The 21,265-nt window shown below is 60.2% G+C and carries 14 protein-coding genes and 3 pseudogenes; 9 read left to right on the forward strand and 8 right to left on the reverse strand.

Going from position 1 to position 21,265, the window contains the following annotated elements:
* Positions 1-173: 173 nt before the first annotated feature.
* A complete protein-coding gene (locus tag P0D84_RS23200; protein WP_408340762.1) occupies positions 174-1,076 on the reverse strand; it encodes a LysR family transcriptional regulator in 903 nt (300 codons plus the stop codon).
* Between the two features lie 195 nt (positions 1,077-1,271).
* Here P0D84_RS23200 and P0D84_RS23205 point away from each other — a divergent pair, with 195 nt between their 5' ends.
* Positions 1,272-1,406 carry a DUF3563 family protein gene (locus P0D84_RS23205; RefSeq protein WP_408340765.1) on the forward strand — a complete coding sequence of 45 codons (135 nt, stop codon included), beginning with the start codon at positions 1,272-1,274 and terminating at the stop codon, positions 1,404-1,406.
* A 44-nt stretch (positions 1,407-1,450) separates the two neighbouring features.
* Here P0D84_RS23205 and P0D84_RS23210 read toward each other — a convergent pair whose 3' ends face one another.
* Entirely contained in the window at positions 1,451-2,146 is a 696-nt protein-coding gene (locus P0D84_RS23210; RefSeq protein ID WP_408340767.1) for a LysR substrate-binding domain-containing protein, read from the reverse strand.
* 171 nt (positions 2,147-2,317) lie between these two features.
* Between P0D84_RS23210 and P0D84_RS23215 the strand changes: the two genes are divergently transcribed.
* Both P0D84_RS23215 and dctA read left to right on the forward strand, forming a co-directional pair.
* Positions 2,318-3,250 (forward strand): LysR family transcriptional regulator, encoded by a 933-nt coding sequence (locus tag P0D84_RS23215; RefSeq protein ID WP_408340770.1) that lies wholly within the window; start codon positions 2,318-2,320, stop codon positions 3,248-3,250.
* Entirely contained in the window at positions 3,247-4,548 is a 1,302-nt protein-coding gene (gene dctA / locus P0D84_RS23220; RefSeq protein WP_408340772.1) for a C4-dicarboxylate transporter DctA, read from the forward strand. The genes P0D84_RS23215 and dctA overlap by 4 nt, the downstream gene beginning before the upstream one ends.
* Positions 4,549-4,563: 15 nt before the next feature.
* Here the strand turns inward: dctA and P0D84_RS23225 are convergent, their stop codons facing one another.
* The 4 genes from P0D84_RS23225 to P0D84_RS23240 form a co-directional block, all read right to left on the reverse strand.
* Positions 4,564-5,352 carry a substrate-binding domain-containing protein gene (locus tag P0D84_RS23225; protein WP_408340774.1) on the reverse strand — a complete coding sequence of 263 codons (789 nt, stop codon included), beginning with the start codon at positions 5,350-5,352 and terminating at the stop codon, positions 4,564-4,566.
* Between the two features lie 45 nt (positions 5,353-5,397).
* Positions 5,398-6,696, reverse strand: coding sequence for an MFS transporter (locus tag P0D84_RS23230; RefSeq protein WP_408340776.1), 1,299 nt, complete (start codon positions 6,694-6,696; stop codon positions 5,398-5,400).
* A gap of 139 nt (positions 6,697-6,835) precedes the next feature.
* On the reverse strand, positions 6,836-9,535 hold the full coding sequence (locus P0D84_RS23235; RefSeq protein WP_408340778.1) for a CoA-binding protein: 2,700 nt from the start codon (positions 9,533-9,535) through the stop codon (positions 6,836-6,838).
* A gap of 10 nt (positions 9,536-9,545) precedes the next feature.
* On the reverse strand, positions 9,546-10,844 hold the full coding sequence (locus P0D84_RS23240) for an ATP-grasp domain-containing protein (protein ID WP_408340780.1): 1,299 nt from the start codon (positions 10,842-10,844) through the stop codon (positions 9,546-9,548).
* Between the two features lie 692 nt (positions 10,845-11,536).
* Here P0D84_RS23240 and P0D84_RS23245 point away from each other — a divergent pair.
* The 5 genes and pseudogenes from P0D84_RS23245 to P0D84_RS23265 all read left to right on the forward strand — a co-directional run.
* Complete coding sequence (locus tag P0D84_RS23245) at positions 11,537-12,190, forward strand: hypothetical protein (RefSeq protein ID WP_408340782.1); 654 nt, start codon at positions 11,537-11,539, stop codon at positions 12,188-12,190.
* A gap of 223 nt (positions 12,191-12,413) precedes the next feature.
* A pseudogene (locus tag P0D84_RS23250) lies at positions 12,414-13,664 on the forward strand (IS1182 family transposase); the annotation flags it as partial.
* A gap of 52 nt (positions 13,665-13,716) precedes the next feature.
* Positions 13,717-15,216 carry an IS21 family transposase gene (gene istA / locus P0D84_RS23255; RefSeq protein ID WP_408340784.1) on the forward strand — a complete coding sequence of 500 codons (1,500 nt, stop codon included), beginning with the start codon at positions 13,717-13,719 and terminating at the stop codon, positions 15,214-15,216.
* Complete coding sequence (gene istB / locus P0D84_RS23260) at positions 15,213-16,031, forward strand: IS21-like element helper ATPase IstB (protein WP_408340786.1); 819 nt, start codon at positions 15,213-15,215, stop codon at positions 16,029-16,031. Before istA ends, istB begins: the two co-directional genes overlap by 4 nt.
* A gap of 74 nt (positions 16,032-16,105) precedes the next feature.
* Positions 16,106-16,651, forward strand: a pseudogene (locus tag P0D84_RS23265) (IS110 family RNA-guided transposase); the annotation flags it as partial.
* 432 nt (positions 16,652-17,083) lie between these two features.
* Here P0D84_RS23265 and P0D84_RS23270 read toward each other — a convergent pair.
* Positions 17,084-18,529, reverse strand: coding sequence for an IS1182 family transposase (locus P0D84_RS23270; protein WP_408340788.1), 1,446 nt, complete (start codon positions 18,527-18,529; stop codon positions 17,084-17,086).
* Positions 18,530-18,934: 405 nt separating this feature from the next.
* Positions 18,935-19,936: an AraC family transcriptional regulator gene (locus tag P0D84_RS23275; RefSeq protein WP_408340790.1), complete on the reverse strand. Its 1,002-nt coding sequence runs from the start codon at positions 19,934-19,936 to the stop codon at positions 18,935-18,937.
* A 246-nt stretch (positions 19,937-20,182) separates the two neighbouring features.
* On the opposite strand from P0D84_RS23275, the pseudogene P0D84_RS23280 reads away from it, so the two are divergent.
* Positions 20,183-21,238: pseudogene (locus P0D84_RS23280) on the forward strand (beta-keto acid cleavage family enzyme).
* Positions 21,239-21,265 lie beyond the last annotated feature (27 nt).

Below are 21,265 nucleotides of genomic sequence, written 5' to 3' on the forward strand. Positions count from 1 at the left end.
GTTATGACGCGCCGAATTGAATGGACGCCTCGGCCGAATTTGAGTCGTTGTGAGCGCGACAGGTACTGCCCGGTTGTCGGCCATACCGGCCATTCGGCCGTCCCAAATTTTTCCAGTCTGCAATGACCGGTATCTTGCGCCTGCGAGTTGGCGTATGAGCGTCGTCGATTCGGCTAACCGAGGAGCCGCGATGCCGTCCGGACGATTTCCTCGACGAACACCTTGATTGTTGGGTGGTCGCGCTCGCCGAGGCGATAAGCGACGTAGACCTTGCGGCGAACCTCGGGCCTCAGCTTGACCCATGTCACGCCGGCCGGTGGCCTCACCAGCATGAGTCCGGGGACCATTGACACCGAGCAGCCGGAGGCCACCATTGCTCCTACCATCTCGAATCCACGGCATTTGGCGTTGATCCGAGGCTCGTACCCGGCGCGACGGCATAAATTGGTGATGACGTCGCCAAAGCCACTCCACTTCGATTCGATAGCCCAGGTCTCATGCCGGAGATCGGCTACGCTCACTGACAGCCTTTTGCTCAGCGCATGATCGGCCGCGACTGCGACGTAGAGCGCATCCTCTGCGACCGGTACCAACCCTACGCTTTCTTGACTATCGCCCACCACGACCGAGAGGTCGTCAATCAGGGCGATGTCCGTTCGCCAGGACCTCAACGCCGTAAGCCCCTCAATCGGATCGAATTCTTCAAGAACAATCTCCAAGCGTGGATAGGCGTGCTGCAACGCCTTGAATGTCTCGGGTAGCACCGCCGACGCGATCGACGCAAACGCCGCGACGCGCAGCTCGCCGGCTATCTCGCGCCGTAGCTCTGCCAATTCCGAGCGAGCCTCGTCCAGCACAACCATGACTCGTTCGGCGTAGCCCACTAGCGCATGGCCGGCGGGCGTAAGCCTCACCCCGCGGCCAATACGCACCGTGAGCTTGACACCGGCCTCCTCTTCCAGTTGTGCGATCTGCTGCGACACTGCCGACGGTGTCAAGAACAGGGCCTCGGCGGCTGCCGCCATCGTGCCACACCTCGCCAGCTCCAGCAGCGCCCGCAGACGCCCGACTTCCATGATCTTTATCCTCGAAGAGACATGGGTATTCAACAGAATGTCTAATGTATTAGATCAAAAACGATAAGTATACGTAAGCATAGCCATTGCCTACGATTGAGTTGTAGATCGGCGCCGGAGAACAACATCGAGACAGAGGCGCCGCGCCGCGGTCGGACCGCGGCGTCCCCCACGAGCAACCTCTTGGAGATTGTCATGCTTGTCTTTCTTTTCACGCAGATTAGCCACTGGTTCGAACACATCGAACAACACCGTAACGACGAGTACCTGCTGGGCGCACGAGACCTGGTCGAGCTTGAACGCCGAATGCGCTCGCTGGAAAGAGACTGACGCTTGATAGCTAGAACTACTGGTCGCGGCCACCGTGATTTTCCCTACCACTGGCCCATGAACTGGGGAGTTGCTGGATGCGCTCCATGTTTGCCGGTGGAGAAAGCCGGCATCAAAGGAGGCGGCACGTCCGCGAAATGGCAGGTCTCTTTGGCCAGGCGTATGAGCGAGGACATGAACTCGCTCGTACGGTTGGCCTTGTAGAATACCGCATACTGCAACCGCGGCAAGGCCTGTCGAACATCCAATTCCCGCAGCAATCGGGCACTGACCAAATAACGGAAGCTCGGAGAGTGCACATACGTAACACCCAATCCTGAAACGGCCAGGCTGAGCAACGCTATGAAGCTGTTGCTCGTCATGCACGTCTGCGGTTTAAATCCGACACCCTTGAACCAACGGTCGAGGATCAGACGATCAGACCAGGTCCAGAGCAGTTGACCAGAACGACCGCTGGTGGCGGTAGTCCGTTTCCAGCGGCAGACAGTTTCGGGTTGGTCTCGCCCATTCCATAAGCGCCAAAGCAGCCATTCGCGGAGCGTGGTCCCGGTTCGGGTTCGAACGGCGACTTTGGCCAATGACCTGCCGACCGACGCGACGGGATGAATGGCCGCTGCACCCTGAAAGCTGCCGATGAAGTGGCGCGTGGTCCAGCGTCCGGAGCGGGTCGATCTGAGCCCGACGCCGGTCGACCTGCAGCCGATCGATAATCCGTTCAGCGTCGTACCGGGTTCGGCCATGAAGAGACACCCGCCTCTCAGCCATGATTGGCCGCTGACACGACGAAACCGGCCCCTCGCTCCCGACTTCGGTGCGATCCCTGATGGGCTGAATTACCGAGTGTTGTCCTCGATGGGCGCCTTCGCCAGCATCAGGCAAAATAGCCGCATCTGGAAAGCGGAGGATGGCTCGTGGGCGTCAACTTCGACCTGAACGATTTGCAGGCGTTTCGAGCCGTCGTGGAGTTGGGCAGCTTCCGCAAAGCGGCGGAGGCAGTCAACATTTCACAGCCGGCGCTCAGCCGGCGCATCGAGAAGCTCGAAGCGGCACTCGGCGTGCGGCTGTTCGAGCGAACAACCCGAAGCGTTACGCTCACGACCGTAGGACGCGTTTTCGCCCCGAGCGCGGAACAACTGCTCGACGACCTCGATGTCGCGTTGCTCGGCATCCGCGACGTCTCCACGAGCCGCCTGGGTCATGTGACCATCGCATGCGTGCCGTCGGTTGCCTACTATTTCCTGCCGAGCGTCGTTGCCGCCTATCACAGCCGCTATCCGCGGATCCGGGTCAAGCTGCTCGACGCGAGCGCCAATGAAGTGCTCGGCTCGGTAATCAGCGGCGAAGCCGATTTCGGCGTCAGCTTCATGGGCAGCCAGGAGACCGAGGTCGAGTTCAAGGTCCTGCTGCAGGAACGGTTCGTCGCCGCGTGCCGCCGCGATCATCCCCTTGCTCAGAAAAAGCGTGTGACCTGGAACGAGCTTTATGAACACGGATATGTATCCGTAGACAAGACTTCTGGCAACCGCCTGCTGCTCGATCAGGCGCTGACCACCGTGGCGCCGAGGAAGCCTAGCGTCTGCGAGACCCACCATGTCACCACCATGCTTGGCCTGATCGAAGCAGGACTCGGTGTGGCCGCCGTGCCTTCAATGGCCATGCCAATGCGCGACCATCCGGTTCTGACAAGCGTGCCGCTCGTCGATCCGGTCGTGACGAGACGCGTCGGGATCGTCAGGCGCCGGGGGCGTCCGCTCACGCCGGCCGCGCAACAGTTCTATCAGACGATCCTCAACACGAAGCGCAGCGGCATGGCCGACGCCAAGGGAAAGAAGGCGCCGAAATGACACTGCCGAGGCCCTTCAGGCTGCTTTACGTTCAGGTCCTGCTCGGAATGGGGCTCGGCATGACCGTTGGCCACTTCTGGCCACAGGCCGGCGCATCGCTTAAACCGCTCAGCGATGCGTTCGTCGCGCTGGTACGCATGATGATCGCGCCAATCGTCTTTTGCACGATCGTCACAGGCATCACGTCGCTCGCGAGCGGATCGAAGATCGGGCGGACAATTCTGAAGGCACTAGTGTTGTTCTACTTCCTCACCATTGTTGCGCTCGTTCTGGGGCTGACGACCGCGTTTGCGCTGCACCCGGGTGCGGGCTTGCACATCGATGCGCATCATCTGGACACGACGATCCTCGCGCAGTATTCGACGCGCACGCAGTCGCACGGATTCGTCGAATTCGCGCTTCACGTGATTCCGGAGACGCTTGTCGGCGCTTTCGAGAAAGGCGAGGTGCTACCCGTCTTGCTGCTTGCCCTTCTGTTCGGCTTCGCATTGAATGCGAGCCGAAGCGCCGGGCGGCGGGTACAGGAATTCATCGACGGCACCGCGCACGTGCTGTTTCGCATCCTCGCGATGATCATGCGGCTTGCGCCCGTCGGCGCATTCGGCGCGATGGCATTCACGGTGGGCCGCTTCGGCATTCGTTCGATTGGCTCGCTCGGCATGCTGATGGTGTCGTTCTATGCGGCGTGCCTGCTGTTCGTCATTTGCGCGCTCGCCCCACTCGCACGCCTGCATGGCTTCTCACTCTGGCGGCTGCTGCGCTACATTCGCGAGGAACTCGTCATCGTACTCGCGACGTCGTCGACCGAACCGGTGCTGCCGCGCCTCATCGTCAAGCTCGAAGCGCTTGGCTGCGACAAGGGCATCGTGGGACTCGTGCTGCCCGCCGGCTATTCGTTCAACCTCAACGGCACGGCCATCTACCTGACGCTCGCCTCCATGTTCATCGCTCAAGCGTGCGATGTACAGCTCTCGGGCGGCCAGATCGCGACGATGCTCTCGGTCATGCTGCTCACGTCGAAGGGCGCGGCGGGCGTAACGGGCAGCGGACTGGTTGCGCTCGTCGCGACGCTGGCCGTCATTCCCGACTTGCCGCTTGCAGGCGTCGCGCTGCTGGTTGGCATCGATCGCTTCATGTCCGAGGCGCGCGCCCTGACGAGCGTGATCAGCAACGCCTGCGCGGTGATCTTCGTATCGATGTGGGAGCGTTCCTGCGACCGGGTGCGCCTGAAGAACACATTGAGCCTGGCGCATGAGCCTGAGGATGCATTCGATCAGCCCGCCGACCTGACGGGCTGAATCGTTGCCCTGGTTTCAATGCGTAGCGACGGAATCGAGTCCGGTCGATGTCACCTCCGGCTGCACGGCGGGCGACGCGAGATAGTCGAGCAGCGCTTTGGCTTCCTTGGGGTGTTGCGCGCCGACGGGAATGCCGGCCGCAAAGCGCGTGACGGACTGCATCGACTCCGGAATCTTGCCGACATACGCCGCGCCCTTCACCGGAAGCAGCTCACTCACCTGCTGAAATCCCACTTCGTAGTCGCCCGTCGCAACAACGGACGCCACCGGAATTTTGGGGATCATCTTCGCCTTGGCCTTGGCCTTGACCTGCTCCTCGATGCCGAGCCGCTTGAACAACTCGCGCTCGATATAGACGCCGCTCGCGCTATCCGAGTACGCGATCGACCGGGCGTGCAGCAAGGTTTCCTTGAGCGCCGCCTCGGACCCGATATCGGGCTTCGGCGCACCGTCGCGCACGACCATGCCGATCCGCGAATCCGCGAGCTCGACGCGCGAATCGGGAATCACCTTGCCCTGCTTGATCAGATCATCGAGTGCATAGCCGACCATGATCACCACGTCGGCAGGTTCGCCGCGCTGGAGCCGGTTCGGAATGGCCTCCGGCGACTTGCCCATCGACGGCCCGAGCGCGCTATCGAGCGTATTGCCGGTGGACGCCGCGAACTTCGGGCCGAGCAGCTTGTAGGCGGCGGTAAAGCCGCCCGAACTCATCACATGCAGATCGGCGGCCTGCACATTCGCCGCAGCGGCGGAGGTGCCGAGCAGCGCCGCGGTGCAGAGTTTCAGAAGGAGGGATTTCATGGGCGATAGAATGTCAGTCTAATGTTCGAGGACGCGTGCGATGCTTCAGGGAGCCGCATGCAGCGGAACGCGCCGGCGCCGGTACAGTGCGAGTGTTGCTCCGAGCCCGCACACCGCGGCGAAGCTCATCCAGTAGCCTGGCGCGGCTTTGTCACCCGTCATATGAATGAGCGCGGTCGAGATGACGGGCGTAAAACCTCCGAAGACCGCTGTCGCGAGGCTGTAGGCGAGCGAGAATCCGGCGACGCGCACCTCGACCGGCATCACCTCAGTGAGCGCGACGACCATCGCGCCGTTGTAAATGCCGTACATGAACGAGAGCCAGAGCAGCACAAGCAGCATGTTGACGAAGCTCGGTGCGTGGGCCAGCAGCGACAGCGCCGGGTAGGCAGTCGCAATTGCCAGGATCGTCATCGCGAGAAGGAGCGGACGGCGTCCGATCCTATCCGACAGCGCACCACCAATCGGCAGCCAGATGAAATTGGAGACACCCACGCACAGCGTGACGAGCAGGCTGTCGGCAGTGCTCAGATGCAGGACCGTCTTGCCGAAGGTCGGCGCATACACCGTGATCAGATAAAAAGTTGTGGTGGTCATCGCCACCAGCAGCACGCCAGCGATCACGACATTCCAGTTCTGCACGAGTGTAGCAAAGACCTCTTTCATGCTCGGGCGATGCTGGCGCTGTTTAAATTCCTCCGTTTCCTCGAGATTGCGCCGCAGGATGAAGATGAAAGGCACGATCATGCAGCCGACGAAAAATGGCACGCGCCATCCCCACGCGGCGATCGTCGCCGTGTCGAGCCACTGATTGAGCGCGAAGCCGAGCGCGGCGGCGATGACGATAGCCACTTGCTGGCTCGCCGACTGCCAACTCGTGAAGAAGCCCTTGCGGCCCGGCGTCGCCATTTCGGCGAGATATACCGATACCCCGCCGAGTTCAGCGCCCGCCGAGAAGCCCTGCAGCAGGCGACCGATGAGAACCAGCGCCGGGGCGAAGAGTCCGATCGTCGCATAGCCGGGCACGAAAGCGATCAGGATGGTACCGCTCGCCATGATCGACAGCGTGACGATCAGGCCCTTGCGGCGGCCGACATCGTCGATGTACGCGCCGAGGATGATCGCACCGAGCGGCCGCATCAGGAAACCTGCGCCGAAGACGGCGAATGTCATCATCAGCGATGCGAACTCGCTCGCTGCCGGGAAAAAAACAGCGGCGATCTGCGTAGCATAGAAGCCAAACAGGAAGAAGTCGAACTGCTCCAGGAAGTTGCCCGCCGTTACGCGCAATACGGCCGACGTCTTGGACTGCCCGGGGGGCAGGGTGCTTGAGGAGGGATGCATTGAGGTGTCTCCTGAAAATTTTGAACTTTGTGATGTTCGGGCGGATTGTTGTTTGTTGAATACTCGCCCGAACGGCGCGATACGTTAAGTGCTATTTTTGGAACGATTGATGTCCGCTGGTTATCAGCCGACGGAGCGCTCAGGCCACGAACCGGCACTGAGAGGCGGGCGTGCGGGTGTCCATGTTGCGTCCCCGGTTCAGGTGATCGTCGATTTCCGCCGCGCATCCGAGCATGCGGGGATAAAGGAAGATCGTGAACGCGGCGGTTTCCAGATCGGTCTCGGTTAATTCACCACGTCGCAGCGGCTGCCACAGCATCTTCAGCAGAAGCGCTGCGATCACCGCATCGACGTTGACGCAATACACGTTGCGGGACACGCCGCCATCGAACAGCGCGTGCACAAGTTCCCGATAGAATGCATGGAACACGTTGTATTCCCCGCGCTTCTCGCACACGTCCGCGATGAACACTTCGCGCGGGTCGTGGTTGACCGGCCTGTCCTTGAAAACCGGGTGGTTCACGCCCGGCAGCTTCGCGATGTCGAGGCTTCCGGCATGCTTCTGCCGGGCCTTGTACTGCGCATACCGCTCGACCGAGCGCTCGGCCAGCGAGCGCAGGTCAACGCCATGTGCAGGGTCGGACGGATCGGCGAGGCCGCTGTCGCGGAACGCTTCGATCAGGAACGCGATGCCCTCATAGCCGTTGCCGCCATGCGTGTAGCCGGTATGCGTGAGAAAACCGACCAGCGCCTTGTTGAGTTGCACGCGCTCTGGACTTTCCGGACCGTCGGCCGATACCGCGCCTTTCGCACCCTGCGCCGAGATGGCTCCTGGACCGTTGGTGAGCAGCAGACCGACGAGCGTCTTGAAGGCGAACAGATCGTCGGGCCCGGGATCGAGGTTGAGCAGCGCGGCAAAGCAGATTTCGGTGAGGCTGCGTTCGTTCAGCAAAGCTTGCGTGGTAAAGCCGCAGAAGCCGTCTGGACGGTGCCGCGAGGCGTCAGCCGATGCGCCGATCAGTGTCCCGAACAGCATGGTCCACCAGGGCAGGCTCTCGGCCGTAACGCGCGAGATGCGCTTGCGCATCAGCGGTCCCCACGCGAGCGTCGTGGTGATCGCGGCCAGCACCGCGTCGGCCGTCGGGTGATCAGGCTGAGACGCGAGCCAGCGGACGAGGACCGAATTGACACCACGCTCGGCGAGTCCCGCGAGCATCGCCTCAGCGCGCGGATCGCTTGAGTCGGCGAAGAGCGGCTCGCAGCTGCTCGCGTCGATGCGCGCGATGTCGAAGTTCTCATCAAGCGCGCTCGTAAGGCCGGCTACCGAGAAGCGATCGATCATCCATTTCGCGGCATCCCGAGCCGCTCGCTGGCGATTCGGCCCGATGATCGAAGCCGCGGCGGCCAGGATCGCGTTGGGCGCGTTTCCGGCCTCGCGAGCGGCTTGCGCCGCCGTGAGTTCCGGCGTTCCGTGCAGATTGACGAACGCGGCGACTGCGACATCGATGAGCTTTTCGTCGTTCTCGCCGCCGAACTCGTGAAGCAGGGCGAGGCTGACGTTCGCTTCGAGCGAATGCATCGCTGCGTCGAGCATTGAGGCGCCATGCAGGCTGCTGACCTGCGTTTTCGCATCCATCTGCGAAGCGCCCGATGCGTCCTTGAGCGTCTGACGCGGCGCAATCGCCCCGACTTGCCGATTGACCCGCAAGACCTGCTCGTCATAGGGTGCGACCGCACCGACCACGGGAATCGCAAGGCCGGACGGAAGCCGGATGCCGTGGTCGGAGCCGAACCACGGTTTGAGCGCGAGACTGCCCTCAGGCTCGAAGTCGGGCATCGTCGCGTTGGCGCGCATCACGGCGGTCAGTGCAGCCGGGATATGCGCGATGTTCGTGACGACGGCGCCCCTGGCCGAGCAGCACGGATCGTCGGGCGTGAAGTGCCGGTCCACGCCGAACTTCTCCATGAACCAGCGTTCCTTGGCTTGCGCGTCGTCGGAGCCGCCGGACATTGCGCCCGCATGGCCGACCGCTCGCGTCAGGCGGCTCTTCCATCGGCCCACCACGCAGGCGACCACCGGTTTCGTGAAGGTTGCATCGGCCTCGTAGTAGCCGCCCGGTTCGCAATAGAGCACAGCGGCCTTGCTGCGCGCATCATTGGCGAGCGCAAAGGCAAATTCAGGCGCGGCATAGTGGATGTAGACGTCCTTGCCGCTGGAGATGACTGTCGACGTGCCCCAGCCGCTCATGCGCAGGTACTGCGCGATCGTCGTGCTGAAGCCGCCGGAGTTCGAGAAGATGGCGATCGATCCCTTGCGCAATGAATCGTCTGGACTATCACCACCGAGTGCTCCGCCGATTCTCACACGATTCCACGAGTCGGCGACGCCCAGCCCGTTCGCCCCGAAGATGTCGATGCCCGCCTGCTGCCCCATCGCGCGAATTTCGCGAGCGTCGTGCACGGCGATCTTCTCGGTGATGATGAAAATCTTCTTCAGATCGGGATTGACGCGGATCAGTTCGGCGACGCCGTCGCGAGCCGCCGATGGCGGTAGATAGACCACGCCGCAGTTGAAGCGATGCCCTGCCTCCAGACCCTCGCGAACGTTGTTGTAAACCGGGATATCGCCGATAGATGTGGCGAGCACCTGGCCGCCCTTGCCCGGCGCCGTGCCGAAGACAATATTGCCGCCCGAAAACGCATGACTGACGGGCGTTACGTCTGAGGACTCACCGCCCAGGATGTTAAGTACGCACACGCGATCGTCCCGCGTGGCGATCTGCGCGAGCGAGTTGACGCCAACGAAATACTTGAACTGGCTGCTGGTTTGCTTGTACATGTCGCTCTCCTCAGGCTTGAGCCGTTTCGGTTTCGGTCGTGGGCGCGCCGATCCGTGCTGCGACCTCGGCTCGGCCACCGGCGCGCATCCACGCATCCGCCTGCCGTGCGTACTGGATGACTTCACTGATGTCGGAATCAAATCCGAACATCCGGTACGGCAGGCCGAGCGAATCGCATGTATCTCTCAGCGCGGCCATCCCTCGCACGAGGTTCGGGCCTCCGCGGCCGAGCACCACGTAAAGGGGCGTCGGCCCATGCTCGCTGAAGTGTTCGCGAAGAGCATCGGCCATCGCTCGCAGCGTCTCGAAGATGTCGGTGTTATTCGACTTCCCCCCGATGATGAAAAGCACATTCGACTGCTTGAGCCAATGCCTGAAGCAGATGCGGGCCACTTCTTTCATCTTCGCGTAAGGCGGATTGCCGCCGAAATCCGACGAGATGATCGCGGCGTCGCCCAGCATTTCGGTGACGAGCGAGTTGGCGCCGCCGCCGAACGTCGGCGCGAGAATCGTGCCTTTTTCGTTGATCACATACACGTCGCTCTGGCCCTGGTGCGTGCGCAACTGATTGATCTCCTGCTCGAAATCGGAATAATCCGCCGCGAACAGATGTGGCGGCAGTCCGAGGCGCGTCCATCGCGGATCATCGCGATCGAAGCCGCACTTGAAGTCGCAGGCAACCGGCGTGAGTCGTCCGTGCTTGTCCTCGCGCATGCGGATCGGATTCAACTCCAGCGTCGTCATGCCGAAATCGTGAAAGAGCTCCCAGAGTTTCGGCAACTGCTGCACGAGCGGCGAGATGATCTCCTTCGGCGCACCGATTTCGCTCAGCGCGTTCGCCACGACGAACGCCTTGAGCCCCGTCAACGCGTCGAAGGGCACCATCGCCACATGCTTCGGGTCGACCTCTTCGATATCCATGCCGCCCTTGTGCGAGAGCGTCATCATGGGTGCACGAAAGCGGGTGGAATCGGTGATCGAAAAGTACACCTCATGCTGGGCCGGAACGCCGCCCTCGAACGTCACGCCATTTGCCTTTGCCTTCAGGTGGCCGACGGTATGCTCGGCAAAGTACAACCGCTCTTTTTCGGCCAACGCTGTCTTGAGATCGCCCGCGCGGCCGAGCAAGCCCGCCTTCCCCTTCTTTCCGACTCCACCCTTGAAGACGGGCTTGATGAAAATCTGACGATGACGATCGATCATCGTCTTGATTTCCTCCTCGCTGGCGCTCGGGCCGAGGATCTCACTCGCTGGGAATCCGACGAATTGCAGCAGGCGTGCGCCGTACAACATACCGGTGATTTGCATGGAAATGTCTCCTGAAGGTCTTTGCGATAGAAAAGAAGCAGCCCGATCGGCGCCGTCGACTGAACGCTGACGCGCGCCAGTCGTAAGCGATAGGTGTGAAACGCCGCCGTAACGCCGTTGAAGCTCGGCTTGGCGGGGCTATGGCGTACTTTTTGTTGTCCGATGCCTGAACCGGCTGGACCGCGGAACTGCACGGCCCAACAAGGCGGATCGCAGGAATGGCTTGCAGCTCGTTAGCCGCGCAAGTTGCGTCGTGCGTTGTGCATAGTCACGTCTCCGATGCGTTTTACTTTCGTTCCAATGTCGCTGGAATCTTGAGTACAGATACTCACGCAAAAGGATCTACGCGATAAGTGCATTTTTTTGAAGCATTGATGTTCAGGTGTTATCAATGCAGTTGGATGAAACGTCGCATCGCCGCCACGTTCCTCTCCGCAGCCTGTCGGGGCAGACGTGCCAGCGGTCCAAGCTCAGAGGTGACTTCAGTTGATGGTCCGTTGTCGGCGAATGACGGGACATCCGACATTCGTCGGAGACCGTCGGTTCAGGGTCGAACTCTGCCGGATGCAGCCGGGTCGACCATGGGCCCCGACGTCGGTTCAGCATCGGACCGTGTGCGGCCAGGAACGGTCCTTCGACATTCACGCCCGGATCGTCGACAATCTGAAGTATACGAGCTCAATGGCGGGCAAATGGACAATTCACCACTCAACGATCGCAAGGGTGTCAGGCATCTTGGTCAATATAAACCGACGACTGCTTACCAACTGGCGAACGAGTTTCTGCTAACTCCATCAGCGAGGGTGGCGGTTCCCTATGGTGAAGAAGGACAGATATATCTGAATAGCTTGTACTTCTCAACACTCGATATTCAAATCGAATCCAGGCTTCGCGAAGCATATCGACAATGGATCATCTTTGATGCATTCGTTTTGGATGACCATTTCCCGATTTATTGTTACGACACGGGGAAAAGCGGCGACATCGAAGCGATCCGATCTGATATAAGCAGCCAGTCTGTTTTGTTGGACTACAAGCAGATCGACTACGACAATATTCTGAGCTACTTCCTCGGATTAGACGCAGGCGACGGAAATCAGACCACCACGTCTTATGCAGATCTATTCTTTATCTACAAAAATTTAGATTCAGATCTGCGCGGAATGATTGAGTGGTATGTGTCGAGGCCCTTTCAAGTTCACTGTCAACGGAAACGACATGTCCTTGCACGGATGCCGGTGTTTGCGCGGAGCAGATATTTGAAGCGCAACGCCACTGCTGATCGCGGTCGAAATCGTGGGGCGCGAACAACTCGCGGTTCACGCAGACTCGAGCTGGAGGTTTAAGTAGACATTCAAGTATCGATTCCATTCGGGAACCGGTCATTCAATCCGCGATGTCGAACAAACCTTAAGATCTGTTGTCCCCGAGAAGCGAGCGTGGATGACCGGAAGAGTCTGTTAACTGTCCTTGGATGCCCGACCGGGCGAGCGGCCGCAGTGGGTCGAGGGTGTGTGAAAACGCCATGATCGCCTAAACTGGATTAACTCATTCAGCTTGGGTGACCGGATGAAGCGATTCATAGAAGGTGAAGATCGCAAGCAGGTGACGCTGCTTCCAGAGTGCCTCGATGACTTCGTCGCCGAGGACAATCCGATCAGGATCATCGAGGCGTTCGTTGAAGAGCTTGACCTTGGATCACTGGGCTTCGATGGAGCGATGCCGTCGACTACAGGTCGACCGTCATATCATCCTGGCGCTCTGTTGAAGATCTATATCTACGGCTACCTGAATCGGATTCAGTCGAGCCGCCGCCTGGAACGTGAATGCCAACGCAATGTTGAATTGATGTGGCTCACCGGCCGTTTGGCGCCGGACTTCAAGACCATAGCTGACTTCCGTCGTGACAACGGCACTGGCATCCGCAACGTATGTCGCCGCTTCGTCGTCTTATGTCGTGATCTGAAACTGTTCTCGCAAGCGCTCGTTGCCATTGACGGCAGCAAGTTCAAGGCGGTCAACACTCGCGACCGCAACTTCACTGAGGGTAAGGTCGACAAGCGGCAGAAGCAGATCGAGGAGAGCATCCAGCGGTATCTGAACGCGCTGGAGACTGCCGATCGTACGCAGCCCGCTGAGCTGGAAGCAAAGACGATCCGATTGCAGGACAAGATCGCGCGCTTGCGCGAGCAGATGCGAAACCTTGAGCAGATCAAGGAGCAACTCAAGACGCAGCCTGATGGCCAACTCTCGATGACTGATCCCGACGCGCGTTCCATGGCAACGAGCGGCAAAGGCTCGGGAATGGTGGGCTACAACGTACAGGTGGCAGTAGACGCCAAACACCACCTCATCGTTGCTCACGAGGTCACAAACTCTGGCAGTGACCGGGCACAGCTAAGTCCCATGGCTCAAGCTGCCCGCGATGCTATGAATAGGCCCAAACTTCGGGCAGTCGCTGATCGTGGCTACTACAGTGGACCTCAGATCAAGGCATGCGCAGATGCCGGCATTGCCGTCATCCTGCCGAAGCCAACGACGTCAGGCGCGAAATTCAATGGGCGGTTCGACAAAGCAGACTTCATCTACATTGCCCGGGACGACGAATACCAGTGTCCCGCCGGCGAACGCGCAATATACCGCTACACCAGCGAGGAACATGGGCTGCAGCTGCGCCGTTACTGGAGCAGTGCCTGTTCGCAATGTGCAATAAAGTCACAGTGCACGCCGAGCGTCCAGCGACGAATAAGTCGATGGGAACATGAGTCCGTTCTGGAAGCGGTCCAGCGTCGGCTCGACAGGACACCAGACCGGCGGCGCCGATTGGGCAGGGGCTTAGGATGGCTGACTGAAGTTACATGGCGGTCAGCCAATGCCGGGAACCCACATCACCGATCGACAGGTTCATCTCTACATGACCAAGCGCAAAGGCCACACCCAGGAAGTTGCCGCCGCGAAGGCGGGTATGAGCGTGCGTACGGCACGTCGCGTGGCGCACGCCACTGCATTGCCCTCACAGAAGCCAGAACGAGACTGGCGCACCCGCACAAACCCGTTCGCGGATGTTTGGGACGGCGAAATCGTGCCGTTACTACGTAGCACCCCGAAACTCAAAGCCATCACCCTGCTGCAGAAGCTGCAACGAGACCATGTTGACCGGTTCCCCGACAGCATGCGTCGCACGCTTGAGCGGCATATCCGACAATGGCGCGCCCTCGAAGGGCCGAGCAAGGAGGTGTTCTTCCCTCAAACATATGAGCCCGGCGTGCGCGGCCTGTCAGACTTCACGCACATGGACCAACTGGGGGTGACGATCGCCGGCGTTGCGTTCTCACACATGCTCTACCACTTCGTGCTGGCGTACTCCCGGTGGGAGTACGCCAGTGTGGTGGACGGCGGGGAGAGCTTCCAGGCCCTCGCGACGGGCTTGCAGAACGCGCTGTGGCAGGCGGGAGGGTGCCCGCTCGAACACCGCTCCGACAGTCTGTCGGCGGCGTTCAAGAATCGCAAGGAGGAGGAAGACTTCACCGTGCGCTATAAGGCGCTGCTCGAACATTACGGCATGGCGGGCACGCGCAACAATCGTGGCCTGGGCCATGAGAACGGCAGTGTCGAATCCTCGCATCGCTATCTGAAGGATCAGATCGATCAGGCGCTGGAGTTACGCGGCCATCGAGACTTCGTCGATCGGGGTACCTACGATGAGTTTGTGCGTGGGGTGGTGATGCGTCGGAACCGGCGCAATGCCGCGGCGTTCCAGGTCGAGCGGGCATGCCTGCAGGATCTACCTGAGCATCGCACCACCGACTTCGCTGAGGAAGAAGCGCGCGTGACCCGTTGTGGCACCTTCACCGTGCGCGGCGTCCTGTACAGCGCCCCGTCGCGGCTGATCAGCCACCGCCTGAAGGTGCGTGTCTACAGCGGCCGGCTCGATTGCTATCTGTCCGGTGCACTCGTACACAGCACGCCCAGAACCACGAGTACCAGCAAGGGACGCGGCCGGGCGATTGATTACCGGCACTTCATCGACTCGCTCAAACGCAAGCCGCAGGCCTTCCGGGGACTCGCGTTCCGTGATGATCTGTTTCCGCGCGAGGCCTACCGCCGAACCTGGGAGCAACTGGATCGCGAGATGACACCACGCAATGCCTGCAAGACCATGGTGGGACTGCTTGAGCTGGCAGGCAATCACGGCGTTGAGGCGCAACTGGCCGACCGGCTCGATGCCTTGCTCGAACGCGGTGAGCTGCCTGATCTGACGACGCTGTTCGACGAATTTGCGCCGCGCCAGGCTGAGTGTCCGGTGGTCGTGGTCGAGATGCCAGATGCCGCGATCTACGACACGTTGCTCGCTGAGGAGGTGGTCGTATGAACGCATCCGCTTACGACGCCGGCAGCATGGGGCTGATGCTCAACGAATTGCGTCTGCCGACGATCGGCCGACTGTGGTCTGAGTTCGCCCAACGTTCGGACAAGGAAGGCTGGCAAGCCTCGCAACTGCTCGGCGTGTTGTTCGAGCACGAACTGGCCGAACGGGCAAAGCGCAGGCTGGAACGTCATCGGGTCGAATCGCAGCTGGATCCGACCAAGACCCTTGCCACCTTCGACTTCAGCCTGGTACCAATGGTTTCGAAGGCACACGTCACGGCATTGGCCAGCGGCGATGCCTGGCTGGAGAAAGGTGCCACCGTGCTGATCTTCGGCCCACCGGGGGCTGGAAAAAGCCATCTGGGAAGCGCCATCGGTCACGCGCTGATCGACGCGGGCTATCGGGTCCTGTGCATGCGCACCAGTGAATTGGTGCAGAAGCTTCAGGCCGCGCGAAAGAGTCTGCAATTGCCGTCGGCACTGGCCAAACTCGATCGTTTCGATCTCATCATCCTCGACGACCTGTCATACGTCAGGAAGGATCAGGCGGAAACGAGCGTCCTGTTCGAACTGATCGCCGAACGGTATGAGCGGCGAAGCCTTCTGATAACGGCCAACCAGCCGTTCTCCGGCTGGAATAACGTCTTCCCAGACCCCGGCATGACCGTCGCCGCCATAGACCGGCTCGTTCATCACTCGACAATCTTCGAGCTGAATGTTGAAAGCTATCGACGCCGCAAAGCCAGCGACAACAACAAAGAGCGGCAGCGACAATTACCCACTGACCATCAAAATGGAGCGACAACTATAGCCGACTGACCACGACAATCACCCCTGCCAACCGGCCATCATAGTTGTCGCGCGAGCGGACTTCGTAGTTGACGTTATCCACCGAGATGCGGGCCCGCATGGCAGAGCTCGAGGATGCGCTGCCGGGAACCATGTTCAGCAGTCTGCGCGACCAGTTGAGACGCATCGACGGGATCGAGCAGGATATCGACCACCTTGAGAAGCAGATAAGTGGCTGGCACAAGCAGGAAGCTGCATGCCGGGCAATCGCGGAAGTGCCAGGCATCGGCAGGCTTACCGCGACTGCGCTGGTCGCTACGATTGGGGATGCAAAAACGTTCAGGTCCGGGCGCGAGTTTGCCTCGTTCCTCGGGCTGGTGCCCAGGCAAAGCGGCACCGGCGGCAAGATCCGGCTGGGATCGATCTCCCGGCGAGGTGATCCGTATCTGCGCACGCTGTTGATCCACGGCGCGCGCTCGGTGATGTGTCACGCCAAAGTGCCGACTACATGGCAGAAGGCGATCCAGGAGCGACGACCAGCGAATGTTGCGGCGGTGGCCCTCGCCAACAAGATGGCACGCACCGCATGGGCCATTCTGGCCCACGGCAAGACGTACGAGAAGAATCACGTCAGCGTGAAACCCGCTTAGCAGATGAGCAACGAAAGACGAGGTGAAGGCCGATAGGTTGCTGAGGTTGATTAACATGTGATGGCGAAACAGGTCGGACCGCAGGAACATAAACCTGAACACAGCCTTGCGCTTAAAAGTGCGTGGCCCAGATGAGGATGTTCCCGGCGAATTCCATCAGGGCCCGCGGGCTTCGGCTTGCACTACAGGCCGGATATAAGACCGCAGCCGATACCTCGTTTTAACATCACATCAAGATCAACCTGGCAAACCGGACGGTGTCCATATAAGGTTGTGTGGAAACGTCCACAGAATCGCAGTGCGACGCGCGACTCTGACACCGCCTGGCGTGTTTAACTGCCGCTTCGACCGATGCGGCGACAACGAACCATTGACCGGCTTTAATGCCTTATAAACGGCTATTCTGGGTTTGTGTTAGGACCTACGGGGTGCTCACGCACCCACCAGCCGCATCGCTTTCATTGTTTTCTTGAACCCCAGGATTCGCAGCACTCGCATGAGATTGTAGGCAAGTACGTTAAGACTCATTTCGGTCCCCACGTTGGGCAGCCTCCGTGTCAGGAAATGCGTGTAGCCCATCCAATGCTTGAACGTCCCAAAGACATGTTCGACGGTCCGTCTGCGTATCGTCATTGCGTCTGGTGTCCTGTCGAGCCGACGCTGGACCGCTTCCAGAACGGACTCATGTTCCCATCGACTTATTCGTCGCTGGACGCTCGGCGTGCACTGTGACTTTATTGCACATTGCGAACAGGCACTGCTCCAGTAACGGCGCAGCTGCAGCCCATGTTCCTCGCTGGTGTAGCGGTATATTGCGCGTTCGCCGGCGGGACACTGGTATTCGTCGTCCCGGGCAATGTAGATGAAGTCTGCTTTGTCGAACCGCCCATTGAATTTCGCGCCTGACGTCGTTGGCTTCGGCAGGATGACGGCAATGCCGGCATCTGCGCATGCCTTGATCTGAGGTCCACTGTAGTAGCCACGATCAGCGACTGCCCGAAGTTTGGGCCTATTCATAGCATCGCGGGCAGCTTGAGCCATGGGACTTAGCTGTGCCCGGTCACTGCCAGAGTTTGTGACCTCGTGAGCAACGATGAGGTGGTGTTTGGCGTCTACTGCCACCTGTACGTTGTAGCCCACCATTCCCGAGCCTTTGCCGCTCGTTGCCATGGAACGCGCGTCGGGATCAGTCATCGAGAGTTGGCCATCAGGCTGCGTCTTGAGTTGCTCCTTGATCTGCTCAAGGTTTCGCATCTGCTCGCGCAAGCGCGCGATCTTGTCCTGCAATCGGATCGTCTTTGCTTCCAGCTCAGCGGGCTGCGTACGATCGGCAGTCTCCAGCGCGTTCAGATACCGCTGGATGCTCTCCTCGATCTGCTTCTGCCGCTTGTCGACCTTACCCTCAGTGAAGTTGCGGTCGCGAGTGTTGACCGCCTTGAACTTGCTGCCGTCAATGGCAACGAGCGCTTGCGAGAACAGTTTCAGATCACGACATAAGACGACGAAGCGGCGACATACGTTGCGGATGCCAGTGCCGTTGTCACGACGGAAGTCAGCTATGGTCTTGAAGTCCGGCGCCAAACGGCCGGTGAGCCACATCAATTCAACATTGCGTTGGCATTCACGTTCCAGGCGGCGGCTCGACTGAATCCGATTCAGGTAGCCGTAGATATAGATCTTCAACAGAGCGCCAGGATGATATGACGGTCGACCTGTAGTCGACGGCATCGCTCCATCGAAGCCCAGTGATCCAAGGTCAAGCTCTTCAACGAACGCCTCGATGATCCTGATCGGATTGTCCTCGGCGACGAAGTCATCGAGGCACTCTGGAAGCAGCGTCACCTGCTTGCGATCTTCACCTTCTATGAATCGCTTCATCCGGTCACCCAAGCTGAATGAGTTAATCCAGTTTAGGCGATCATGGCGTTTTCACACACCCTCGACCCGCAGCCGCCGTTCGTTACGTCGCAGCCGCAACGGCTGCTTCAGATCCTGATACGGCCATAGAAGCAGTCATATCTCAAGACGAGTTTTTGGCCGTTCGCGGTCCCTTGCGCGACCGTTTGAAAGTGTATCCATTTTGTCTCCCGTACCAGACGTTCGCGGGTGATGAACACGATTGTCGAAGGCGACAGGTCTCGTCGCACTGACCGAGCAGGGCGAGTCGACTGTTGAGCGGCGGATGTCTGCGCCGGTCGTCATGGCGGCTTGCGATTGCGAGGTTTCGGTGATTCGACGACTGGATTGCGACCGCAACGTTCGAAGGCCCAAGGCGCAGCGCAATCATTTCAAATGGCTGTTGCGCCAGTCACGCGGCGTCACGCCAAAGCGTGAAGCAAACCAGTTCGTGAAGGAACCCTGCTGTGAATAGCCTAGGAGTGCGGAAACCCGCCCGATGGGATAGCGTGGGTTGCCCATATAGCGCACGGCAAGTTCGCGCCTGACTTCCTCGACCAGACGCGAGAAGCTGGTATGCGCCAGTTCAAGCTGGCGCTGCATGGTGCGAACGCTCAGACGCAAATGGCGCGCAACTAGTTCGACAGTGGCCTGTTCGAGGGGCAGCAGCAAGTAGATTGCCTTGCGCACTTCCAGCGCGGTCGAGTCGACACCCGTCACGTTGAGCGAATCCGCGAGGCTCTCGGCATATCGCACCAGTTCCGGGTCAGCGGCGGGGTTCGGGTAGTCGAGCTCGGCGGCGGCACACACAAAGCCATTGAAATCGCTGCCGAACTCCAACGGACAGCCGAAAAATCGTCGATGAAACGTCAGGTCTTTCGGCCCCTGATGAACGAAATGCACTGAGCGTGGTTTCCAGTGATCGCCGAGCAAGGCGCTCGAGTGGCGCCACAGAACGCCGACTGCGAGTTCGATCGCCTGATTCGTTGGGGTACCCGGTTCGACGACCAGTTCTTCACGGATGGTCACCGTTTCGCCTACGTCCTCGACGTACACAGCAAGAGCTTCGTTCAATAGATGCCGGTATTCGGCTGTCGCCAGCAACACCTCGCGCAGCGTGCGCTTGTGCGCGAGCAGGACATTGACCACGCCCGTACCGAACGTCTGCCGGGTCTCGGCCATCTGCAGCGCGAAAGTCGGACATGACGCCTTTTCGGCGGTAAGTTCCAGCAGCCGGCACGCGGCGGCTGCCGGAATGCGATCGTCCGGATTTGCAAGCGCGGCGGTATCGATCCCGACTTGCTGCGCAAGCTCGACCGGGTTCAGTCCGACCCGCCGCGTCACATCGAAGTAGCCGTTCATGGCTACCGACCGCAGCATCGATTCCATCGTTATGCCTCCGCACGCGCCTTACGGGCAACGCCTTCCCGTCCGGTTATGAAATGCCCGCCGCGCACCAATATCGGTGTTAACGCGCAGTGGCATGAAATGCTAAAAAGATGGCGCCCAATCACAAAAGTGTAATGCAGGATTGCCGTATCGTGCGATCTCAACGGTTCATCATGTTCCGACCAGTTTTGAAGCGGCTAACTGTGTCGCGAGCGTCGGAATACCGTCCCCTTACTGGAGAACACGATGCAATTCCTCGACGATTCGCTGCACCCCGAGAACCAGGACAAGGTTGTCATCACAACGGCTCCGTACGGCCCGGAATGGATGCCCGAGGATTTTCCGGAAGACATTCCGGTGACGATGGAGGAGCAGATCCAGAAGGCCGTCGACTGCTACAACGCCGGCGCGACCGTCCTGCACCTGCACGTGCGTGAACTGGATGGCAAGGGCTCCAAACGCCTGTCGAAGTTCAACGAACTCATCGCGGGTGTGCGCGCGGCCGTGCCGGACATGATCATCCAGGTCGGTGGCTCGATCTCGTTCGCGCCGGAAGACGACGGGCAGGCCGCAAAGTGGCTGTCGGACGACACCCGCCACATGCTGGCCGATCTCGACCCGAAGCCCGATCAGGTGACCGTGGCAATCAACACCACGCAGATGAACATCATGGAGTTGCTCTATCCGGCGTACCTGGAAGGCACGTCGCTGTCCAATCCCGCGCTCATGGCCGCCTACAGCGAAATGACGGTGCCCGCGGGTCCGGCCTGGGTTGAGGAGCACCTGCGCCGCCTGCAGGCCTCGGGCATCCAGCCGCACTTCCAGCTCACGGGCATACATGCGCTTGAAACACTCGATCGCCTCGTGCGCAAGGGTGCCTACAAGGGTCCGCTCAACCTGACGTGGATCGGTATCGGCGGTGGCTTCGACGGCCCTAACCCGTTCAACTTCGTCAACTTCGTTCACCGCGCGCCGGACGGCTGCACGCTCACGGCCGAGTCGCTGCTCAAGAACGTTTTGCCGTTCAACATGATGGCGATGGCCATGGGCCTGCATCCTCGCTGCGGCATCGAAGACACGATCATCGACCAGCACGGCAACAGGATGACTTCGCTGTAGCAGATCGAACAGTGCGTGCGGGTGGCGCGTGAACTCGGCCGCGAGATTGCCTCCGGCAAGGAAGCGCGCGACATCTACCGCATCGGTGTGCAGTACGAGACGGCCGACGAAACGCTCGCGGCCAACGGCATGGCGCCGAATCGCAAGGCCGGCGTGAAGAACCTGCCGCTACGCGCAGCATAAAGGCTCCCCTTTGCCCTCCAGGGCAAA

This window comes from Paraburkholderia sp. RL17-337-BIB-A (genome assembly GCF_046025895.1).
GTDB lineage: Bacteria > Pseudomonadota > Gammaproteobacteria > Burkholderiales > Burkholderiaceae > Paraburkholderia > Paraburkholderia fungorum_C.

What these genes read in the sequence shown, in the direction of transcription:
- P0D84_RS23200 (WP_408340762.1), bottom strand. Translation starts at nt 1,076, where the DNA reads ATGGAAGTCGGGCGTCTGCGGGCGCTGCTGGAGCTGGCGAGGTGTGGC.
- P0D84_RS23205 (WP_408340765.1), top strand. Translation starts at nt 1,272, where the DNA reads ATGCTTGTCTTTCTTTTCACGCAGATTAGCCACTGGTTCGAACACATC.
- P0D84_RS23210 (WP_408340767.1), bottom strand. Translation starts at nt 2,146, where the DNA reads ATGGCCGAACCCGGTACGACGCTGAACGGATTATCGATCGGCTGCAGG.
- dctA (WP_408340772.1), top strand. Translation starts at nt 3,247, where the DNA reads ATGACACTGCCGAGGCCCTTCAGGCTGCTTTACGTTCAGGTCCTGCTC.
- P0D84_RS23225 (WP_408340774.1), bottom strand. Translation starts at nt 5,352, where the DNA reads ATGAAATCCCTCCTTCTGAAACTCTGCACCGCGGCGCTGCTCGGCACC.
- P0D84_RS23230 (WP_408340776.1), bottom strand. Translation starts at nt 6,696, where the DNA reads ATGCATCCCTCCTCAAGCACCCTGCCCCCCGGGCAGTCCAAGACGTCG.
- P0D84_RS23235 (WP_408340778.1), bottom strand. Translation starts at nt 9,535, where the DNA reads ATGTACAAGCAAACCAGCAGCCAGTTCAAGTATTTCGTTGGCGTCAAC.
- P0D84_RS23240 (WP_408340780.1), bottom strand. Translation starts at nt 10,844, where the DNA reads ATGCAAATCACCGGTATGTTGTACGGCGCACGCCTGCTGCAATTCGTC.
- P0D84_RS23245 (WP_408340782.1), top strand. Translation starts at nt 11,537, where the DNA reads ATGGACAATTCACCACTCAACGATCGCAAGGGTGTCAGGCATCTTGGT.
- istA (WP_408340784.1), top strand. Translation starts at nt 13,717, where the DNA reads ATGCCGGGAACCCACATCACCGATCGACAGGTTCATCTCTACATGACC.
- istB (WP_408340786.1), top strand. Translation starts at nt 15,213, where the DNA reads ATGAACGCATCCGCTTACGACGCCGGCAGCATGGGGCTGATGCTCAAC.
- P0D84_RS23270 (WP_408340788.1), bottom strand. Translation starts at nt 18,529, where the DNA reads ATGAAGCGATTCATAGAAGGTGAAGATCGCAAGCAGGTGACGCTGCTT.
- P0D84_RS23275 (WP_408340790.1), bottom strand. Translation starts at nt 19,936, where the DNA reads ATGGAATCGATGCTGCGGTCGGTAGCCATGAACGGCTACTTCGATGTG.